Origin of the sequence: Protofrankia sp. Cr2, assembly GCF_963555885.1 — a bacterium.
GTDB lineage: Bacteria > Actinomycetota > Actinomycetes > Frankiales > Frankiaceae > Protofrankia.
Window position 1 is genome coordinate 61,734 of sequence record NZ_CAUVXG010000013.1, and the last position, 3,979, is coordinate 65,712.

At 68.7% G+C, this 3,979-nt stretch carries 5 protein-coding genes; all 5 read left to right on the forward strand.

What is annotated here, in order from left to right:
- A partial coding sequence (locus U9978_RS08910) for a hydantoinase B/oxoprolinase family protein (protein WP_322760596.1) occupies positions 1 to 1,317 on the forward strand: 1,317 nt, incomplete at its 5' end.
- A gap of 10 nt (positions 1,318 to 1,327) precedes the next feature.
- Positions 1,328 to 1,669 carry a hypothetical protein gene (locus U9978_RS08915; RefSeq protein WP_322760597.1) on the forward strand — a complete coding sequence of 114 codons (342 nt, stop codon included), beginning with the start codon at positions 1,328 to 1,330 and terminating at the stop codon, positions 1,667 to 1,669.
- Positions 1,629 to 2,315, forward strand: coding sequence for a hypothetical protein (locus U9978_RS08920; RefSeq protein WP_322760598.1), 687 nt, complete (start codon positions 1,629 to 1,631; stop codon positions 2,313 to 2,315). Before U9978_RS08915 ends, U9978_RS08920 begins: the two co-directional genes overlap by 41 nt.
- 151 nt (positions 2,316 to 2,466) lie before the next feature.
- On the forward strand, positions 2,467 to 3,828 hold the full coding sequence (locus tag U9978_RS08925; protein ID WP_322760599.1) for a methyltransferase domain-containing protein: 1,362 nt from the start codon (positions 2,467 to 2,469) through the stop codon (positions 3,826 to 3,828).
- A 33-nt stretch (positions 3,829 to 3,861) separates the two neighbouring features.
- Positions 3,862 to 3,979: sugar phosphate nucleotidyltransferase (locus U9978_RS08930; RefSeq protein WP_416210904.1), on the forward strand; the 118-nt coding region annotated here is incomplete at its 3' end.

Sequence of the window (3,979 nt, forward strand, 5' to 3'; positions counted from 1 at the left end):
GCGAATGGCGGGATCATCGCCTATGCAGCGACCCGCGCGCACCATTCGGACGTGGGCGGGATGCGACCCGGGTCGATGCCGGCCGACTCGCGGGAGATCTACGCGGAGGGGCTCATCATCCCACCGGTGCGGCTTGTCACCGACGGTGAGTGGCAGGATGACATCCTTGAGCTGATCTGTGCGAACTCCCGGACCCCCGAGCTGCGGCGTGGCGATCTGCGCGCGCAGGCCGCCGCGAACCTGCTCGCCGGCACCCGGTTGGCCGAACTCGTCGAACGTCGCGGCCTGGCCGTTGTACTGGAGGCGTTCGCCGAGGTGCTGGCCTACGGTGAGCGGCGGAGCCGGGCAATGATCGCGAGTCTGCCGGACGGCCGGTACACCGCTGTCGGTGAGGTGGAGGGCGACGGCGTGGGGGACGACGACATCCCGATCCGGGTGACCGCGACGATCGAGGGGGACGGGCTGACCGTCGACTTTGCCGGAACCTCGCCGGCGGTACCCGGCAACGTGAACTGCCCGCGGGCGGTCACCCGGTCGGCCTGTTGTTTCGCGTTGCGGGTGCTGCTGCCCGACGACGTCCCGGCTAACGACGGCACCTACGCGCCGCTCACAGTGCTGACCGAGCCCGGGTCTCTGGTGGACGCGCTCCGGCCGTCAGCGGTGGTCGCCGGCAACGTCGAGACATCCCAGCGGATCGCGGACACGGTGCTCGCGGCCCTCGCCCTCGCCGCCCGGTCGCAGGCGGCCCAGCCGGGATCGGCTCAGCCGGAGACGGCCCGCTCGGGGCCGGCCGGTCTGCCCGCGCAGGGGCAGGGCACGATGAACAATCTGATCATCGGCGGACGTGGGTGGACGTACTACGAGACGTTGGGCGGTGGCCAGGGCGCATCGTCGCGCGGACCGGGGCCGTCCGGTGTGCATGTCGGTATGACCAACACCCTGAACACCCCGATCGAGGCGCTGGAGCTGGAATACCCGATGCGGGTCGAACGCTACGAGCTGGACCCGGGCACGTCCGGGCCGGGACGCCATCCCGGTGGCGCCGGGTTGGTGCGGTCGATCCGGGTGCTGGAACCGGCGACCCTGTCGGTGCTCACCGATCGCCGCCGGCATGCACCACAAGGCGCCGCAGGCGGTGGTCCGGGCGCGGTGGGTCATAACGAGGTGGACGGTGTTGTGCTGGCGCCCAAGGCAAGTCTTGAGCTGGCCGCGGGCGCGGTCGTCATGATCCGTACCCCCGGCGGTGGTGGGTGGGGGAGCCCGGAGTCGTCGTGTTCACCCGGCGGATCCGGATGGTCCGGACCGACCGCCAGTTGACCAGCATGACGTGGCCGTCAGCGAGGTGCAGCTGCTCGTCCTCGCCGTCGATGGTGATGATCGTTTCCACTGTTTAATGATCGTACGTGTGTTCGATCAAAACAGCGTTGTGGTCCGCGATATGGATGTGATCACTTTTGTTCTCGCTGTCATGGCAGTGTCGATGTGTGGTCGTTGCGGTGGCCATGTGTTGGCCGTCCTGGGCACTTTCGTCGCCTCGGAGCGGGAATGCGCCGATGATCGGGTCTGGGTATGCGCTCGCAGGTGCGGTGCGCAGAGCCACTCGGGAGCGATGATCATCGGAGGGGTATGTGGGCAGCGTCGTGCTGTCGCCGCTGGCGCGATTATTTGACGGCGCGCTGCTGGCTGCGGGTGCGCGGGTGGATGAGGCCGGGCGGGCGGCCGCCTTTGCGGATCTGGCTCGTCGTTACTGCGAGCCTGGTCGCTACTACCACACATTCCGTCACATCAGCGAGACGCTGACCGCGTTACGGCCGCTTGTCGCGGCTGATCGGGCCTGGGATCAGCCGACCGGGCACGCCGGCGCGATGTCGGCGGTTGCCGCCGGCAGGCTTGCGATCTTCTTCCATGACGCGGTCTATGACACCTGCGCGGGCGACAACGAGGCCCGCTCCGGGGACCTGGCCGTTGGCACGCTGACCGCTCTGGGATGTCGGTGGTCCGTGGTCCGCGACGTCGACCGGCTGGTGCGGGCAACGAGGACGCATGTGTCCACCGAACCCGACGAAGCCATGGTCAACGATGCGGACCTGCGGGTGCTCGCCCGTCCGGCGCCCGCATACGACGTCTACGTCCGCAGAGTACGGCGGGAATACGGCTGGGCCTCCTCGGAACAGTGGGTCGCCGGCCGGGCGGCCGTCCTGCGTGCGTTGCTCGACCGCCGGGTATATGCGACGCCCTGGGCATATCACCACTGGGAGTCGGCAGCCCGTGCCAACCTGCGCCGCGAACTGGCCGATCTTCGGTGTGTCCGGTAGGTGAACGGCCTGATTCTTTGCCGTCCTGAAGTGTGTACATCCTTGATGTATTCGTGGTCTACATGATGGAAATAGACAATAAGTCAACAACTGCGATCATGAATCGGTCGAATGGCTGGCAAACGATGCCACGCTGGCCGACGCTGGGAAGGTGGACGAAACGGATCAGGCAGTGTCCGCCGCGGGCGGCCCGGTGGACGCGGCAAACGACGGTCCACCGATATCGGCCCGGCTCGATGCCTTTGTCGAGCGACTACGGATGCTCGGGGCCGTCACCCGGCCGGATGTCGCGCGCGCGTTTGCCACCGTCCGGCGGGACCGCTGCCTGACCGGCTTCTATGACGGTGTGGGGCCCACGCCGCGCTACCTCACGGTCTCCCAGGACCACCCGCCGTCCGGCGACGTCCTCGACGCGGCCTATGCCGACAGCGCGCTCGTCACCCATATCCCGCAGGCTTCCCGTGACACACAGGCTTCCGAGGGCACACAGGCTTCCGAGGGCACACAGGCATCCGGGGATCAGAGCGTGGTGCTGTCGTCGTGTTCCCAACCGTCGCTGGTCGCCCGCATGATCGAGTGGCTGGATGTTGTGCCGGGCATGCGTGTGTTGGAGATCGGTGCCGGCACCGGATACAACGCGGCGCTCCTAGCCGTGCTGGGATGCCGGGTGACATCGGTCGACGTCTCCCTGCTCGTGGTCACCGAGGCACGCGCATCGCTGGCACGGCTGGCCGCGGACGGTGTCGACACGTCTCTGGTCACGGTCGTCCACGGCGACGGCTACCACGGGTGGCCCGATGACGCGCCCTATGACCGGGTGGTCGTCACCTGCGCCGTGAACGGCCTGGCGCCGTCGTGGGTGGAACAGCTCGGCCCCTGCGGGGGAATTCTCGCTCCGATGCGTCACGGCGGCCTCTCGCCGATCATTCTGGTGACGACCGGCGTGGCGGATGTGGCTGCCGGCGCGGACGTGGCTGCCGGCGCGATGTACGGCCGGGGTCTGGCACCGGCCGGATTCCTGCCGGTCACGGGACCTCTCGGCTGGTACGGCCCGTCCTCGGTGCCGCCGTTCGTCCGTTCGACCGCGGCGCCCGTCACCCGGCACCGGGTGTTGCCCGCGGACCTGCATCCGCGCGATCTGGCGGACCTGTGTTTCGCCGCGGCATGCCTGGACGAACGGGTGACCCGGGTACACGTCGCCGGGGCGCCCGACGAGTGGGGCGGTTGCGGCGTCTTCGACCCGGACACCGGATCCGCGGCGCTGTTCACCCACGATGAGGTGATCCTCGCCGGGGACCCGGTCGCCCTCGACACCGCGATCGCGCTCATCGACGCCTGGGAGCGTCGCGGCCGCCCGAAAGTCACGGACTGGACGTGTCGGTTCGGTCTGTCCGGTCCGCCGGACACTCCGATCCTGCTCGCCGTGGACTGGGTCTGCACCATGCCGACGGGAACCACGCCGATCGGAACCGCGCCGATCGGAACCACGCCGACGGGAACCGCGCCGCGGTGACCCGCCGGCCGTCCTACGGCTATGGTTTCGCCCATGTCAGTAACGAAGGCGGTGATTCCGGCTGCGGGGCTGGGCACCCGGTTCCTGCCCGCGACCAAGTCCCTTCCCAAGGAGATGCTGCCGGTCGTCGACCGGCCGGCTATCGAGTATG